The sequence below is a fragment of the Luteimicrobium xylanilyticum genome (assembly GCF_009429125.1).
Classification (GTDB): Bacteria; Actinomycetota; Actinomycetes; order Actinomycetales; family Cellulomonadaceae; genus Luteimicrobium; species Luteimicrobium xylanilyticum.
Map to the genome: position 1 here is coordinate 1,073,027 of NZ_CP045529.1, position 14,310 is coordinate 1,087,336.

The 14,310-nt window shown below is 73.5% G+C and carries 12 protein-coding genes; 10 read left to right on the top strand and 2 right to left on the bottom strand.

Going from position 1 to position 14,310, the window contains the following annotated elements:
* Nucleotides 1-90 precede the first annotated feature (90 nt).
* Nucleotides 91-1,341: an NYN domain-containing protein gene (locus tag KDY119_RS04650; RefSeq protein ID WP_153021999.1), complete on the top strand. Its 1,251-nt coding sequence runs from the start codon at nucleotides 91-93 to the stop codon at nucleotides 1,339-1,341.
* A gap of 27 nt (nucleotides 1,342-1,368) precedes the next feature.
* On the opposite strand, the gene KDY119_RS04655 is transcribed toward KDY119_RS04650, so the two are convergent.
* Nucleotides 1,369-2,676, bottom strand: coding sequence for an NAD(P)/FAD-dependent oxidoreductase (locus KDY119_RS04655; protein ID WP_227994521.1), 1,308 nt, complete (start codon nucleotides 2,674-2,676; stop codon nucleotides 1,369-1,371).
* Nucleotides 2,677-2,750: 74 nt separating this feature from the next.
* Here KDY119_RS04655 and KDY119_RS04660 point away from each other — a divergent pair, with 74 nt between their 5' ends.
* A complete protein-coding gene (locus KDY119_RS04660; protein WP_051136734.1) occupies nucleotides 2,751-3,053 on the top strand; it encodes a DUF3017 domain-containing protein in 303 nt (100 codons plus the stop codon).
* A 91-nt stretch (nucleotides 3,054-3,144) separates the two neighbouring features.
* Here the strand turns inward: KDY119_RS04660 and KDY119_RS04665 are convergent, their stop codons facing one another.
* Entirely contained in the window at nucleotides 3,145-4,182 is a 1,038-nt protein-coding gene (locus tag KDY119_RS04665; RefSeq protein ID WP_051136733.1) for an MIP/aquaporin family protein, read from the bottom strand.
* A 347-nt stretch (nucleotides 4,183-4,529) separates the two neighbouring features.
* Here KDY119_RS04665 and KDY119_RS04670 point away from each other — a divergent pair, with 347 nt between their 5' ends.
* The 8 genes from KDY119_RS04670 (at nucleotide 4,530) to KDY119_RS04705 (ending at nucleotide 14,301) form a co-directional block, all read left to right on the top strand.
* Nucleotides 4,530-5,747, top strand: a complete 1,218-nt coding sequence (locus KDY119_RS04670; protein WP_153022000.1) for an NADP-dependent isocitrate dehydrogenase — start codon at nucleotides 4,530-4,532, stop codon at nucleotides 5,745-5,747.
* Between the two features lie 319 nt (nucleotides 5,748-6,066).
* A complete protein-coding gene (locus KDY119_RS04675) occupies nucleotides 6,067-9,147 on the top strand; it encodes a glycoside hydrolase family 3 protein (RefSeq protein ID WP_036952316.1) in 3,081 nt (1,026 codons plus the stop codon).
* Between the two features lie 218 nt (nucleotides 9,148-9,365).
* Nucleotides 9,366-10,133, top strand: a complete 768-nt coding sequence (locus tag KDY119_RS04680; RefSeq protein WP_036952314.1) for a Type 1 glutamine amidotransferase-like domain-containing protein — start codon at nucleotides 9,366-9,368, stop codon at nucleotides 10,131-10,133.
* 44 nt (nucleotides 10,134-10,177) lie between these two features.
* The gene (locus KDY119_RS04685) at nucleotides 10,178-11,218 is read left to right on the top strand and encodes a malate dehydrogenase (protein WP_036952311.1); all 1,041 of its coding nucleotides are present in this window, start codon (nucleotides 10,178-10,180) and stop codon (nucleotides 11,216-11,218) included.
* Between the two features lie 202 nt (nucleotides 11,219-11,420).
* Nucleotides 11,421-13,061 (top strand): AlkA N-terminal domain-containing protein, encoded by a 1,641-nt coding sequence (locus tag KDY119_RS04690; protein ID WP_153022001.1) that lies wholly within the window; start codon nucleotides 11,421-11,423, stop codon nucleotides 13,059-13,061.
* Nucleotides 13,058-13,564: a methylated-DNA--[protein]-cysteine S-methyltransferase gene (locus KDY119_RS04695; RefSeq protein WP_036952309.1), complete on the top strand. Its 507-nt coding sequence runs from the start codon at nucleotides 13,058-13,060 to the stop codon at nucleotides 13,562-13,564. The genes KDY119_RS04690 and KDY119_RS04695 overlap by 4 nt, the downstream gene beginning before the upstream one ends.
* Before the next feature lie 51 nt (nucleotides 13,565-13,615).
* Nucleotides 13,616-14,008: a VOC family protein gene (locus KDY119_RS04700; protein WP_036952306.1), complete on the top strand. Its 393-nt coding sequence runs from the start codon at nucleotides 13,616-13,618 to the stop codon at nucleotides 14,006-14,008.
* Nucleotides 14,005-14,301 carry a DUF167 domain-containing protein gene (locus KDY119_RS04705; protein WP_227994522.1) on the top strand — a complete coding sequence of 99 codons (297 nt, stop codon included), beginning with the start codon at nucleotides 14,005-14,007 and terminating at the stop codon, nucleotides 14,299-14,301. The genes KDY119_RS04700 and KDY119_RS04705 overlap by 4 nt, the downstream gene beginning before the upstream one ends.
* Nucleotides 14,302-14,310: the final 9 nt, after the last annotated feature.

Here is a 14,310-nt window from a genome sequence, read left to right on the forward strand (position 1 = left end):
GTCGCCGCGGCGACGGGTCGGGGGGTGTGCGCACATCTCCCGGCCCGGCGCCGGACGCGGGCACCACCGCGTCCCCGTAGGCTGACGTGCATGGATACCGAAGAACGTCTTGCCGTCTTCCTCGACTACGAGAACCTCGCGCTCGGCGCGCGCGAGCACCTGGGCGGGATGACGTTCGACTTCGGGCCGATCGCGGACGCTCTCGCGGTGCGCGGCCGGGTCGTGGTGCGGCGCGCGTACGCGGACTGGTCGTATTTCGACGAGGACCGCCGCGCCCTGACCCGCCACCAGGTCGAGCTCATCGAGATGCCGCAGCGCATGGGGGCGTCCCGCAAGAACGCCGCGGACATCAAGATGGTCGTGGACGCGATCGAGATGGCGTTCGAGCGCGACTACATCTCGACGTTCGTGATGTGCACGGGGGACAGCGACTTCTCGCCGCTGGTCCACAAGCTGCGCGAGCTGAACAAGCGCGTGATCGGGGTGGGCGTCGAGCTGTCGACGTCCCGGCTGCTGCCGCCCGCGTGCGACGAGTTCCTGTTCTACGACCGTCTGGAGGGCGTGGACGTCCCCGAGCCCGGGGAGTCGAAGTCGTCGCGGTCGTCCTCGCCGCGTCCGGCCCGCCGGGGGCGGGCCAAGGCCAAGGCCGCGCCCGACGACGCAGCCGAGACCGCGGTCGAGTCGCCGTCGAGCGCCGAGCAGGCCGCCGAGCCGGCGGCGACCGAGAAGCCGGAGAAGGCTGCGACCAAGAGCGCCGGCGCCCGTCGTTCGACCCGCAAGGGCTCGAAGGCCGAGCCGCCGGCCGAACCCGTCGAGCCCGAGGAGACGCCCACGGAGGACACCGACGACAACGACGACCAGGTGACCGAGGGCCCGACCATGGAGGTCCGGGTCGCGCAGACGCTCGCGGACCTCGAGTCCTCGACGAGCGGGGACGTGACGGCGTCGGCGCTCAAGCGGGCGCTGCTGCGCAAGGACCCGACGTTCTCGGAGTCCGAGTACGGGTTCCGGTCGTTCGGGGAGTTCGTGCGGTACCTCGCGGACCGCGGCATCGTCGAGCTCGGGACCGGCCCGGCGGCGGGAGACCCCTCGGTCTCGCTGCCCGCCCAGGGGGACACGGCCGAGGCGTTCGCGTTCCTGCGGTCCGTGGTGGCGGAGGACGGCGGATCGGCGGCGATGTCGGGGCTCAAGGACCAGCTCCGCAAGCGCCGGCCGGCGTTCAGCGAGAAGGCGCTCGGGTTCCGGGGCTTCCTGCAGTTCTGCAAGGCCGCCGCCGAGGCGGGAGCGGTGGACATGCGGTGGGACGACGACGAGGACGCGTACATCCTGACGGTCTCCTGACTCCGGGCGACCTTCCGGCGGACCGAGTCAGGGGAGCGTGACGACGGCGTCCTTGAGGGGCCGCGCCGGGTCCGCGGCCGCCTCGACGTCCACGAGCGGCAGCCCCGCGCGCAGCAGGCGTCGCAGCGCGCCGACCTCGCGATGCCGGTCGACGACGAGCACCCCGCGCAGCCGCGCGACCTGCCGCCCGTCGTGGGTCCGTGCGTCGTCGCCGTCGAGGTAGAGGGCGGCCCAGCCGTCGTCGTGCCCGGGCAGCCCGCGCAGGGCGACCTCGTCGAATGCCGACGGCGTGCCGAACAGCGCGAGGTCGTGCCCGAGCTGCTGGCTGAACACGTACGGCGCGTGCCCGGCCGGCAGTGCGGTCGCCGTCGTCTCGGTGCTCGGCCCGAGGTCGGCGAGCAGCGTTCGGACCGTGCTCTCGGGATCGTGCAGCGCGGCGGACCAGTGCCCGCCCGGCACGTCCCCGTACACGGTGCCGTGCCGGGTCACGCAGTCGCCCACCGCGTAGACCCGCGGGGCGACCCGCCCGACGGCGTCGCCCGCGAGCGACCCGCGAGCGTCCATGGGCAGGGTGCCGCGCAGCCAGTCGGTGGCGGGCCGTGCGCCGACCGCCGCGAGCACGACGTCGCCGCGCAGCACCTCACCGGAGGCGAGCTCGACGTTCGCGCCGGCCCCGGCGTCGTCGGGCCGGATCGCGACGACGGCCTCGCCGAGCCGCAGCTCTACCCCTGCGGCTGCGTACCAGGGCGCGAGGTGCCGCCCGACGTCCGCGCCGAGCTGCCGCTCGAGCGGGACGTCGAGGGCCTCGACGACGACGACCTCGCAGCCCGCCTTCGTCGCGACGCCCGCGACCTCGGCGCCGATCCACCCCGCCCCCACCGAGACCAGCCGGGCACCGGGCGTCAGGCGGGCGCGGAGGCGGGCGGCGTCGTCCCAGGTGTGCAGGACCGCCGCGGCCTCCCACCCGGCCGGCACGACGGGCCGCGACCCGACCGCGAGCACCACCGCGTCGGCCTCGACCGTGCCCGACGGCGTCGCGACGGCCACCCCGTCCGGCCGGACCTCGAGCGCGTGGGCCGGGTCGGCGGGGCGGAGGTCGTCGGCGAGGGCCGCGACGTCGACACCCATCTCGTGCACCAGGTCCGCGGGGGAGTCGCGCTCGAACAGCTCCTTGGACAGCGGCGGCCGGTCGTAGGGTGCCCGGCCCTCGGCGCCCAGCACCGTGACCCGGCCCTCGAACCCCTGGGCGCGCAGCGCGGCGACCGTCTGCGCGCCGGCGAGCCCACCGCCCACCACGACCACACCGAGCAGCGATCCCTCGCGATCTGACGTCACCCGACCACCGTAGCCGCGTGGCCGCACGGGTAGGCTCAGGGCGACAAAACCCCCGCACCGTACGGAGCACCTGCGTGTCCGAGCACCGCCCCCCGACCGACGAGATCGTCGTCCCGCGTCGCAGCAGCGCCGCCGTGTGGCTGGTCGTCGCGGCGGTGGTCGTCGCCACGGTCACGTTCGCCGTCGTCGGGCCGCGCGCCGGGTGCTCGGTCGTGGCGGGCACCCTGTTCGCGCTGGCCCTCGCGCGCGCCGTCGGGCCGGAGCCCGGCCTGCCCGGGGTGGCGGTGCGCGGACGGGTGCTCGACGTCGTCGGCTACCTGCTCCTCGGCGCCGTCATCGCCGTGCTGGCGTTCACGTCGCCGAGCCTCGTCGCGTGAGGTCCGGCGCCTGAGGGCGTCGGGCCGAGCCCGGGACGCGCGAGAGCCCGGTCGCCGTCAGGCGACCGGGCTCTCGTCTGCTTCGGGCGGCTCAGGCCTGGGGCTTGTCGGTGCCCTCGGGCGCGTCGCCCTTCGCCTCGGTGGTGTCGACGGTCGGCTCGGCCGCGTCCGCGAGGTCGGACACCTCGTCGTCGGCGACCCTGTCGCGCAGCTCGTCGGCCTTGGCGTGCAGGTCGGCGGCAGCCTCCTCGAGCTTCTCCTCGGCCGCCTCGGCGCCCTCGGTGACGGGGCTCACGGGCTTGCCGTCGACCGACTGGCGCGGCGCGGCGAACGCCAGGTAGAAGAGCGCCGCGATGCCGGCGCCGACCAGCGGCGCGACCCAGAACAGCCACAGCTGCCCGGCGACGCCGTCGAACGTGAAGATGTTGCCCGTCGAGAAGATCGCCGACGCCGTGGAGCGGGCGGGGTTGACGGAGGCGTTCGTGATCGGCCCGGCGACGATGATCGCGGCGAAGAGCGCGAAGCCGATGGCGATCGGGGCGACCTTGGACGCCTTGGCGCGCTTGTCGGTGACGCCGATGATGACGCCCACGAAGACCGCGGTGACGGCGATCTCGGCGAGGAGCGCGGCGGTCAGCGAGAACTGCGCCTGGCCCGAGGACAGGCCGGAGAGCGGCGAGTGGTTCGCCCAGCCGTTCGCGGTGCCCGAGAAGAGCGAGCGCGTGCTCTTCTCGCTCAGCGCCTTGACGAGCGTGTCGGGGATGGTGGCGAACAGGAGCGCGGCCGCGGCCGTACCGCCGACGACCTGCGCGAGCCAGTAGGGGACGAGGTCACGCCACTTGGCGCGGCCGACGATCGTCAGGCCGAAGGTCACGGCCGGGTTGAAGTGGCCGCCGGAGACGTGGCCGACCGCCGCGACCAGCGCCGCGACACCGAGGCCACCCGCGATCGCGACCGGGAACACGTAGCTGCCGTTCGAGAACCGGTTGTAGAGCGCGACGCCGACGATCGCGAGCACGAGGCCGAACGTGCCGAACGCCTCGGCTCCGAGCCGCGCGGCGAGCGAGGACTCCGTCCGGGCCGGGGGCGCCGCCTCCGCGGGCGCCGGGGCAACTGTGACCTGCGACATGGGATTGACCTGTCCGTTCTGATGGGGCGCAGCGGCGGCCGCCACGCGGCGAATGGGCATGCAGGCGCCATCTTGCCACCTGCCTCGCCCGCAAACCCGCAGATCTTCCCGTGCGAGCGTGTGTTTCTCCTGGGAAACGGGCCTTCCTGTGGCGCCCGTCCGCGGCCCGCCCGACGGCGCCCCGTGCCGAAGTCTCTTGACATCAAGTAATCTGGGTCGCGGTGCCCGCGATCGCGGGCCGGCCCGCGCAGTGCGGGCGCCGACGTGCGGCACGAACGACGTCCCGCCACCGGCGCCCGGGCCACGGGCCCAGCAATCCAGGCTCATACCCCGGGAGTGACCCGCGCATGGCGAAGATCAAGGTCGAAGGTCCGGTCGTCGAGCTCGACGGCGACGAGATGACCCGCATCATCTGGCAGTTCATCAAGGACCGCCTCATCCACCCCTACCTCGACGTGGACCTCAAGTACTACGACCTGTCGATCCAGAACCGCGACGCGACCGATGACCAGGTCACGATCGACGCCGCGAACGCGATCAAGGAGCACCACGTCGGCGTCAAGTGCGCCACGATCACCCCCGACGAGGCCCGTGTCGAGGAGTTCGGCCTCAAGAAGATGTGGGTCTCGCCCAACGGCACGATCCGCAACATCCTCGGCGGTGTCGTGTTCCGTGAGCCGATCATCATCTCGAACATCCCGCGCCTGGTCCCGGGCTGGAACAAGCCGATCATCATCGGCCGCCACGCGTTCGGCGACCAGTACCGCGCCACCAACTTCAAGGTCCCCGGCGCGGGCACGCTGACGCTGACCTACACGCCCGAGGACGGCTCGGAGCCGATCCACCAGCAGGTCGTCACGTACCCCGAGGGTGGCGGCGTCGCCATGGGGATGTACAACTTCAACGACTCCATCCGTGACTTCGCGCGGGCGTCGTTCGCGTACGGCCTGCAGCGGAACTACCCGGTCTACCTCTCGACCAAGAACACGATCCTCAAGGCCTACGACGGCCAGTTCAAGGACCTGTTCCAGGAGATCTTCGACACCGAGTTCAAGGCGGACTTCGAGGCCGCCGGCCTCACCTACGAGCACCGCCTCATCGACGACATGGTCGCCTCCGCCATGAAGTGGGAGGGCGGCTACGTCTGGGCCTGCAAGAACTACGACGGTGACGTCCAGTCCGACACCGTCGCGCAGGGCTTCGGCTCGCTCGGCCTCATGACGTCGGTCCTCATGACGCCCGACGGCAAGACCGTCGAGGCCGAGGCGGCGCACGGCACCGTCACGCGGCACTACCGCCAGCACCAGCAGGGCAAGCCGACGTCGACCAACCCGATCGCGTCGATCTTCGCCTGGACCGGTGGGCTCAAGCACCGTGGCAAGCTCGACGGCACCCCGGCCGTCGTGGAGTTCGCCGAGACGCTCGAGGACGTCGTCGTGAAGACGGTCGAGTCGGGCAAGATGACGAAGGACCTCGCGCTCCTCGTCGGCCCTGACCAGGCCTGGCAGACGACCGAGGAGTTCCTCGCCACGCTCGACGAGAACCTCAAGGCCCGTCTGGCCTGATCCGAGTACGTCCCGCCCGAGGGGCGAGTGCGCGGCCTGTCGTCCGCGCGCTCGCCCCTCGGGCGTTTCCGTGCCCGTCACGAGGTCCTTGATAGTTCAACCGTTGACACCAAACTCAGGCTTCTCCTAGGGTCGAGAACGGACCCATCGTCGAAGCGCTTCGATGATCCGTTCGCTCAGAGGTCCGCCGGTCGCGACGGCGGGGACCGGTGCGAGGTTGCACCGGCAGACGCCGACGACGGCGCCGCCCCCGGCTCGAGGCGCCCGGCGCCTGCCGTCGCGGCCGACCATCGTGGGTCGGCCCGGACCGAGGGGAACCATGAGAACCAGGACGACTGCACATCGCTGGGCCCTGCGCGGGCTCGTCGGTGCCACCGCGTTCGCGCTCGTCGGGCTCACGCCCGTCGCGGACGCCGCGACCCGCACGCTCACGGGCGTGCCGACCGCGTCGGACGACGCCTCGCCCACCCGGGCCGAGCTCGACGCCATGCCGTTCCGCAACCCGAAGCTCTCGCTCGACGTGAGGACGAAGGACCTCCTGTCCCGGCTCACGCAGGACGAGGAGATCTCGCTGCTCCACCAGTTCCCGCTCCCCGTGCCGCGGCTCGGCATCGGGCAGTGGCGCGCCGGCACCGAGGCGGTGCACGGGCTCGCCTGGACCACCTCGCCCGACGACGGCGCCGTGCACACCGCGACCGCCACGACGTTCCCGCAGGCCGTGGGGCTCGCGAGCACCTGGGACACGGACCTGATCCGCCGGGTGGGCGGCGTCGTCGGGAACGAGGCGCGCGGGTACAACTCCGAGGACCCGGCCCTGTGGGGACTCAACCTGTGGGCACCCGTGGTGAACCTGCTGCGCGACCCGCGCTGGGGCCGCAACGAGGAGGGCTACTCGGAGGACCCGACGCTCACCGGCGCCATCTCGACCGCCTACGGCAAGGGCATGGAGGGCGACGACCCCTTCTACCTCAAGACCGCACCCACCCTGAAGCACTACCTGGCGTACAACAACGAGACGAACCGGGACACGTCGTCGTCGGTGGTGCCCCCGCGGGTGCTGCACGAGTACGACGAGCAGGCGTTCGAGCCGGCCATCAAGAACGACGCGGCGACGGGCGTCATGGCGTCGTACAACCTGGTCAACGGGCGCCCGGCCACGGTGGACCCGAGCCTGAACGACGTCGTGCGGTCGTGGACGGACAAGCCGCTGTTCAACGTGTCCGACGCCGCCGCCCCGACGAACCTCACGGGCTCCGAGCAGTACTACGCGACGCAGGCCGAGGCCGACGCCGCGCTGATCAAGGCCGGCCTCGACACCATGACGGTCAACGACAACGACCCCCAGCCGACGATCACCGCGGTCAAGCAGGCACTGACTCAGGGTCTGCTGACGCAGGCGGACGTCGACAAGGCAGCCTCCGACGCGCTGTCGATCCGGTTCAGGCTCGGCGAGTTCGACCCCGACGGCGGCCCGTACGCGGACATCACGTCGTCCGCGATCGACACGACCGCGAACCGTGCGCTCGCGCGCACCACGGCCGACGAGGCGCAGGTGCTCCTCAAGAACGCGAAGCAGACCCTGCCGCTCGACGCGAAGAAGACGAAGAGGGTCGCCGTCGTCGGGCCGCTCGCCGACACGCTCTACACCGACTGGTACGGCGGCAAGCAGCCCTACTCGGTGACGCCGCTCGACGGCATCACCGAGCGTCTCGGCAAGGGCGCCGACGTCCGCAGCACCGAGGGCGTCGACCGGATCACGCTGCGCGACGCGGCGACCGGCAAGTACGTCGTGGGCGGCGCCGACACCAAGGGCGCCAACCTCGCCGCCACGTCCGCCACGGCCGGCGCGACCGCCCAGTTCGACGTCTTCGACTGGGGCGACGGCGTCGTCACGCTCCGCAGCGCGGCCAACGGCAAGACCGTCGGCTTCAACTGGTCCGGCTTCGCGAACGACCAGGACCAGCCGAACGGCTGGTACGTCCAGCAGCTCTTCAAGCTCGAGGACCGGCCCGACGGCAACGTCGTCCTCAGGTACGCGGGCTACGAGTCGTCCGAGACCTGGGCGCCCTCGCACACCACCCCGTACGTCACGCTCGACAGCAACGGCATGCTCGTCCTCGGCGCGGCCACGGCCGACCAGGCCACCGAGTTCTCGCGCGGCGTCGTCACGAGCGGGACGGACGCCGCCGTGCAGGCGGCCAAGGGCGCGGACGCCGCGGTCGTCGTCGTCGGGACCATGCCGTTCATCAACGGGCGCGAGGCCCACGACCGGACCGACCTCGGCCTCGCCGCGGGCCAGGAGGCGCTCGTCGAGGCCGTGCGCAAGGCCAACCCGAACACCGTCGTGGTGCTGGAGTCGTCGTACCCGCAGACCATCGGGAAGCTCCAGAAGGACGTCCCGGCGATCCTGTGGACCACGCACGCCGGGCAGGAGACCGGGCACGCCGTCGCCGACGTGCTCTTCGGCGACGTCAACCCCGCCGGCCGGCTCACCCAGACGTGGCCCGCGTCGCAGGACACGCTGCCCGCCGACCTCAACGACTACGACATCATCACGTCCGGCCAGACGTACCTGTTCGACAAGGCGCTCTACACGAGGTCGTCCGCCCCGCTCTACCCGTTCGGGTACGGGCTCTCGTACACGTCGTTCCGGTACTCGCACCTGCGGGTCGCGGACCGCTCCCTGTCCGAGGACGGCACCGTCCGCGTGAGCGTCGACGTCACCAACACCGGGCGGCGCGACGGCGACGAGGTCGTCCAGCTGTACACGCACCAGCGGACGTCCCGCGACACCACCGCGGTGCGCCAGCTCCGCGCCTTCCAGCGCGTCCACGTCAAGGCCGGCAGGACGGCGCACGTCACGCTCCGTGTCCCCGTCCAGGACCTCCGGCACTGGGACGTCACGCGGGGGAGGTGGGTCGTCGAGACCAGCGCCTACGACGTGCTCGTCGGGTCCTCGTCGCAGGACGTCCGGGCCAGGAGCGTCGTGCACGTCCAGGGCGAGCGCATCCCTGCCCGCGACCTCGCGCGCAGCACCGAGGCGCAGAACTACGACGCGCAGCACGGCACCACGCTCGTCGACACGTCCAAGGCGGCCGGCACCTCGGTCGAGGCGCAGGCTGCCGGGTCGTGGGTGGCGTACAAGGACGCCGACCTCGGGCGGGGTGCACGCACGCTCCGCGTGAAGGTCGCGCGCGTCGACGTCGGCACCGCGCACGTGCAGGTTCGACTCGGCTCGCCGACCGGCCGCGTCGTCGGGACCGCCGACGTGCCGAGCACCGGGGACAAGTACACCTACGCGGACGTGACCGCATCCCTGCGCGGGGCGTCCGGGAGGAGGGACGTGTACCTCGTGTTCGACGCACCCGTGCGGGTCTCGTCGTTCAGCGTCGGACGCTGACGCTCCGGTCGCACGGCGTCCGTCTCACCTTCGCCGAGTGCGACGGGGGGGGTTCGCCGAGTGTGACGCGAGAATCGCCGAGTGTGGCGTTCGTCCACAGACGACGGCCGGGGGCCGGTGGACGAGCGTCGCACTCGGCGAACGCGACGTCGCACTCGGCGTTCTTGACGTCGCCGCCGACGACGGCGCAGCGCAGGCGCGGCCCGTAGGCTCGGGGGATGAGCGTGCATCTCGTGGGCGGTGGCTGGTCGGCCGGTGTCGAGCCCGACGTGTTCGGGCGGTTCGTCGAGGAGGCCGGGGAGCGGGCGACCGTCCGAGGCGCCCGGTCGGCGCGCGTCGTCGTGGTCGCGGTGCGCGACGGCGACCAGGACGACCACGTCGGCAAGTTCGCCGCCGTGCTGCGGGCCGCGGGGGACGCGGTCGGCGTGGACGTCACCGTGGTGCCGGTCGCCGTCGCCGAGGGCGAGCCCCTGCCGGGCTCGGCGCTCGCGCCCGAGGGCGACCCGGTCGACGGCATCGTCGTCGGGGGAGGGCTCACGCCCGCCTACCTGGACGCCGTCGCGCCGCACGCCGACGCGATCCGCGCGCACGTCGTCGCGGGAGCGCCGTACCTCGGCTTCTCGGCGGGCGCCATGATCGCGCCCGACCAGGCGTTGATCGGCGGCTGGCGGATCGGCGGCGTCGAGGTCTGCGCGGAGGACAACGCCGAGGACCTCGACGACGTCACCGTCGTCCCGGGGCTCGGCCTCGTCGACGTGACGGTCGACGTCCACGCCGCCCAGTGGGGCAACCTCTCGCGGCTGGTCGCGGCCGTGGAGTCCGGGCTGCTGGCCGGCGGTGTCGCCATCGACGAGGACACGGTGCTCGTCGTCGGGCAGGGCGGCCTCGTCGTCGGCGGGAGAGGCAACGTGTGGCGTGCGGTGCGCTCGGGCGACGACGCCGACGCGGGCTCCGCCGGTGTGATCGTCAGCACGCTCGTCGGGTGACGTCTCCGGGTGCCGGGCGCACCTGCGCCTGACACAGTGGGCTCATGTCCGCCATCCCCGCGAACGCCGCTCCCGTCACCGTCACGGTCACCGGCGCGGCGGGCCAGATCGGCTACGCGCTGCTCTTCCGGATCGCCGCCGGTGACATGCTCGGTCCTGACGTGCCGGTCCGGCTCAAGCTGCTCGAGGTGCCCCAGGCCGTGCGGTCGGCCGAAGGCGTGGCCATGGAGCTCGACGACGGCGCGTTCCCGCTCCTCCGCGGGGTCGACGTGACCACGGACGCCCGGATCGCGTTCGACGGCGCCAACCTGGCCCTGCTCGTCGGCGCCCGTCCGCGCGGCCCGGGCATGGAGCGCAGCGACCTCCTCGAGGCGAACGGCGCGATCTTCGGCCCGCAGGGGGCCGCGATCAACGCGGGTGCCGCCGACGACGTGCGCGTCCTGGTCGTCGGGAACCCGGCCAACACCAACGCCCTCATCACGCGGGCCGCTGCGCCCGACGTCCCCGCCGAACGGTTCACCGCGATGACCCGTCTCGACCACAACCGCGCCCTCACCCAGGTCGCGAAGCGCGCCGAGGTGCCCGTGTCGCAGGTCCGCCGCGTCACGATCTGGGGCAACCACTCGGCGACCCAGTACCCGGACGTCTTCCACGCGACCGTCGACGACCGGCCCGCCCCCGAGGTGCTCGAGGTACCGGAGGACGGCGCCGGCTGGCTCACGGAGACCTTTGTCCCGACCGTCGCTCAGCGCGGGGCGGCCGTGATCGAGGTGCGTGGCGGCTCGTCGGTCGCGTCGGCCGCGAACGCGGCGCTCGAGCACACGCACGACTGGGTGCGCGGGACGCCGGTCGGCGACTGGACGAGCGCGGGCCTGGTCTCGCAGGGGGAGTACGGGGTCCCCGAGGGGCTGGTCTGCTCGTTCCCCGTGATCTCCGACGGCGGTCCCGCCCTCGGCCCCGACGTCGCCCGGTGGAGCGTCGTCGAGGGCCTGGAGCTGTCCGAGCTGTCTCGGGCGCGGATCGACGCGTCCGTCGCGGAGCTCGAGGCGGAACGCGAAGCCGTCCGGGCGCTCGGCCTGGTCTGAGCGCCGCGGTGTAGCGACACCCAGCGCCGCGGCGACCGGTGCGAGCCGCCGGGGTACCCGGCATACCGGGACGGGTGCTGCGGAGACGGACCCGGTCCTGAGCCGCTGTGGCGGTGGTGGATGGCGCTACGGCGCCCGGGTGACGCGCAGCGGTGTCCGAAAGTCGCGAGTATCCGTCGGCGGGACCGCGCATGATGGACGCATGGTCCCCGACACCGAGCTCTGTGTGCGGGCCGTCGCGAGCCGTGACGCACGCTTCGACGGCCAGTTCTTCACGGCCGTGCGCACCACGCGCATCTACTGCCGGCCGAGCTGCCCGGCACCGACCCCGCAGGCCCGGAACATGACCTTCTACCCGACGGCCGCCGCCGCCCAGCGCGCCGGCTACCGCGCGTGCAAGCGCTGCCGCCCCGACACCACGCCCGGCTCGCCCGAGTGGGACGTCCGGGCCGACGTCGTCGGGAGGGCGATGCGCCTCATCGGCGACGGCGTCGTGGACCGCGAGGGCGTGCCCGGTCTCGCCCACCGCCTCGGCTACTCGCCGCGGCAGGTCCAGCGCCACCTCGCCGCCGAGCTCGGCGCCGGGCCCCTCCAGCTCGCCCGCGCGCAGCGCGCCCAGACCGCCCGCCTGCTCGCGGAGGGCACGGACCTCCCGCTCGCGGACGTCGCCTTCGCCGCCGGGTTCGGCAGCCTCCGCACCTTCAACGAGACCGTCCAGGAGGTGTACGCGCTCACCCCGGGCGACCTGCGCCGTCGGGCGAAGGACGGTATCCGTCGCGGCCGAGCGGTCGTGCCCGACGACGTCCCTCGCCCCGGCCGACCGGCTCGCCCGGGCGCGGGGGAACCGGGGGAGCCGGTGGTCGGCGCCGCTGGGGGCGACGCCGTCTGGACCACGATCACGGTCCGCCTGCCGTACCGCCGGCCGCTCACCCCGGACAACCTGTTCGGGCACCTCGTCGCGACCGCGGTCCCGGGCGTCGAGGAGTGGCGGGACGGTGCGTACCGGTCGACGGTCGCGCTGCCGCACGGCCCGGCGATCGTGGCGCTCGCGCCGCACGACGGGCACGTCGAGGCCCGACTCCACCTCGCCGACCTGCGCGACCTCGCAGCGGCGATCGGACGCTGCCGGCGTGCGCTCGACCTCGACGCGGACCCCGAGGCCGTGGACACGGCGCTCGCCGCCGACACCGTCCTCGCCCCGCTCGTCGCGGCGGCGCCCGGCAGGCGGGTGCCACGCACGCTCGACCCGGACGCGTTCGCGCTGCGCGCGGTGCTGGGCCAGCAGGTCTCGACGGCTGCCGCCCGGACTCACGCGGCGCGCCTCGTCCGCGCTCTCGGCGACGGTCTCGTCGACCCGGAGGGCGGGCTCACGCACGTCTTCCCCGCGGCGGACCGGCTCGTGCGCGCCGCCGACGACCCGTCCGAGGCGACGTCGCTCGCCCTCGGCGCGGCGCTCGCGATGCCCGCGTCCCGGCGCGAGACGCTCCTCTCCGTCGCGCGCCTGCTCGCCTCGGGCGAGCTCGACCTCGGGGCGGGCGCCGACTGGGAGCGGGCGCGCGCCCGGCTCGGCGAGGTCCGGGGGATCGGCCCGTGGACCGTCGAGATCGTCGCGATGCGTGCCCTCGGCGACCCCGACGCGTTCGTCCCCGGCGACCTGGGCGTCCGCGGCGCGGCCGGCGGCCTCGGCCTGCCCACCTCGCCCGCCGCCCTGACGGCCCGGGCCGAGACCTGGCGCCCGTGGCGCGCGTACGCCGTCCAGCACCTGTGGGCGACGGGCGACCACGCCGTCAACCGCATGCCCACCGACCACCACGCATCGATCCAGGAAGGGGACGCAGCATGAGCGTCCGCACCACCAGCACCGTGCACACCGTGATCGACAGCCCGCTCGGGCCGCTGACGCTGGTGGCCGACGACGGCCGCCTCGCCGCCCTCTACATGACGGACCAGCGGCACCTGCCGCCGGACACGCGGCTCGGCGACGAGGTGCCCGCCGGTGACCCCGTCTTCGCCGGCGCGGTCCGGGAGCTGCGCGAGTACTTCGCGGGGGAGCGCACGACGTTCGACGTCGAGCTCTCGCCACGCGGCTCCGACTTCCAGCGGGCCGTCTGGCTGCGCCTGCGGGAGATCCCGTTCGGCGTCACCACGACGTACGGGACGATCGCCGCCGACCTCGGCCTCCCGCCCAGCGCGGCACGGGCCGTCGGCGGGGCGGTCGGGCGCAACCCGCTGGGCGTCGTCGTGCCGTGCCACCGGGTCGTCGGCGCGAACGGCGCGCTCACCGGGTACGCGGGCGGGCTCGAGCGCAAGGTGTGGCTGCTCGAGCACGAGGGCGTCCTCGTCTGATCCTTCCCGTCGTCGGCGGGCCGAGATCCCGTGCTCGGCTAGCGTGACGGGATGACCTCCTTCGTCTCGCACACGACCGTCGACTGCCGCGACGCCTACGCGCTCTCGGAGTGGTGGAAGCAGGTCCTCGGATACGTCGACCTCGACGACGACCCGAACGCCCCCGGCCACGAGGAGTGCCTGATCCTCGACCCCGCGACCGGCCACCGGCTCCTGTTCATCGAGGTCCCGGAGGCGAAGTCGGTCAAGAACCGCCTGCACCTCGACCTGCGCCCGCGCGAGGGCACGCGCGACGCGGAGGTCGAGCGCCTGATCGGGATCGGCGCGTCGGTCGTCGCCGACCGCCGTGAGCCCGGGACAGGCCTGGGCTGGGCCGTCCTCGCTGACCCCGAGGGGAACGAGTTCTGCGTCCTGCGGGGCGAGGCCGACCGGGCCGCGTCGTGACCGTGCGTGTGCCGGTCCGGGTCCGGCCGGGCGCCTCGCGCACGCGCGTCGGCGGCAGCTACGGCGACGACGGTCGCCTGGTCGTTGCCGTGGCGGCCCGCGCGGTCGACGGCAAGGCGACGAAGGCCGCGCTCGAGGCTGTGGCCGACGCCCTCGGCGTCCGACGGCGCGCGGTCACCCTGGTCTCGGGAGCGACCTCGCGCGACAAGCTCCTCGAGGTCGACGCGTCCGCGGCCGGTCTGACGGAGGCCGACCTGGCGGCCCGTCTCGGGGTGCTGCTGACCGCCCCCTGACCGCGAGGT

Excerpts from the sequence above, each read along its gene's own strand:
- KDY119_RS04650 (WP_153021999.1), top strand. The coding sequence starts at position 91 with ATGGATACCGAAGAACGTCTTGCCGTCTTCCTCGACTACGAGAACCTC.
- KDY119_RS04665 (WP_051136733.1), bottom strand. The coding sequence starts at position 4,182 with ATGTCGCAGGTCACAGTTGCCCCGGCGCCCGCGGAGGCGGCGCCCCCG.
- KDY119_RS04670 (WP_153022000.1), top strand. The coding sequence starts at position 4,530 with ATGGCGAAGATCAAGGTCGAAGGTCCGGTCGTCGAGCTCGACGGCGAC.
- KDY119_RS04675 (WP_036952316.1), top strand. The coding sequence starts at position 6,067 with ATGAGAACCAGGACGACTGCACATCGCTGGGCCCTGCGCGGGCTCGTC.
- KDY119_RS04680 (WP_036952314.1), top strand. The coding sequence starts at position 9,366 with ATGAGCGTGCATCTCGTGGGCGGTGGCTGGTCGGCCGGTGTCGAGCCC.
- KDY119_RS04685 (WP_036952311.1), top strand. The coding sequence starts at position 10,178 with ATGTCCGCCATCCCCGCGAACGCCGCTCCCGTCACCGTCACGGTCACC.
- KDY119_RS04690 (WP_153022001.1), top strand. The coding sequence starts at position 11,421 with ATGGTCCCCGACACCGAGCTCTGTGTGCGGGCCGTCGCGAGCCGTGAC.
- KDY119_RS04695 (WP_036952309.1), top strand. The coding sequence starts at position 13,058 with ATGAGCGTCCGCACCACCAGCACCGTGCACACCGTGATCGACAGCCCG.
- KDY119_RS04700 (WP_036952306.1), top strand. The coding sequence starts at position 13,616 with ATGACCTCCTTCGTCTCGCACACGACCGTCGACTGCCGCGACGCCTAC.